At 33.0% G+C, this 1224-nt stretch carries 1 protein-coding gene; it reads left to right on the top strand.

The window, feature by feature from the left end; genetic code table 11:
• Nucleotides 1-1179 (top strand): IS1182 family transposase (locus CD112_RS11460; protein WP_103364354.1); only part of this gene is annotated, 1179 nt, incomplete at its 5' end.
• Nucleotides 1180-1224 lie beyond the last annotated feature (45 nt).

The following is a 1224-nucleotide window of genomic DNA, read 5'->3' as shown; positions in this document are numbered from 1 at the left end:
AGACCCTCTATTGACCCTGTAATTTTAGTAAAAATCCTTCTGATTCAAAAATTATTCGGCATTAAATCTATGAGACAAACTATAAAAGAAATTCACACTAATGTAGCGTACCGATGGTACTTAGGTTATGGATTCTTTGATAAAGTTCCTCATTTTGGTACTTTTAGCAAAAACTACACCCGCCGATTTTATGATAATAAGTTATTTGAAGAAATCTTCCAACACATCTTAAAAATTGCTTTTGAAAACAACCTTATTAATACCGAACAAATTTTTATCGATTCAACTCATATTAAAGCCAATGCTAATAAAAATAAATACATTAAGAAAGTTGTTCAAATTGAAGCCAAAGCATACCAAAAAGAATTGGATGATGAAGTAAATCTTCTAAGAAAAGCCGATGGAAAAAAGCCTATAAAAAAGAAAAAGGAAGCGAAAACTAAATATATAAAAGAAAGCAAAACTGATCCAGAGTCTGGTTATTATGTAAAGAGCGAGAGAGAAAAGCAATTTGCCTATTCGCTACATGCATGTGTCGATAGACACGGCTTCATTTTAGATTCACACGTCACTCCAGGAAATATCCATGATAGTACGCAATTGAAACCTATGATAGAAAGAATGGAGAAAGCAGGTTTAAAAGCGAGATATGTAGCAGTCGATTCTGGATATAAAACTCCAGCTAATGCACACTATCTTATTGAAAAATTAATGATACCTGTGATGCCGTATACTCGACCAAAAGGAAAAGAAGGTTTCTTCAAAATTCGCGATTTCATCTACGATGAATATTATGATAGCTATATCTGTCCTAATGATGAGTTTTTAACTTACAAAAGAACAATGCCAACTGGGCACAGACTATATATGTCAAACTCTGACACATGTCGTGAATGCCCACTATTGAACAAATGCACTGAAAATAAACAGTGTCAAAAACAAATCCAAAGGCACGTATGGCAAGATGATTTAGATATAGTTGAAGATTTAAGGTTTATGGATTCAATTAAAAAAATATATAAAATGAGAAGCCAAACAATAGAAAGACGATTTGGTGACGCTAAAGAGCAACATGGTATGAGATGGACACGTTTCCGCAGTTTAGAAAAGGTGACAATGGATACGATGTTTACTTGTGCTGCGATGAATTTGAAAAAAGTATCTATGTGGCTTACATAAGAGTCCGTGAGGACTTCTATTATAAAGATTTTTATACATATTTTC

The organism is Staphylococcus simulans (genome assembly GCF_002902285.1).
In the GTDB taxonomy this organism is placed as follows: domain Bacteria; phylum Bacillota; class Bacilli; order Staphylococcales; family Staphylococcaceae; genus Staphylococcus; species Staphylococcus simulans.
This window is presented reverse-complemented; position numbering and strand designations above follow the sequence as displayed.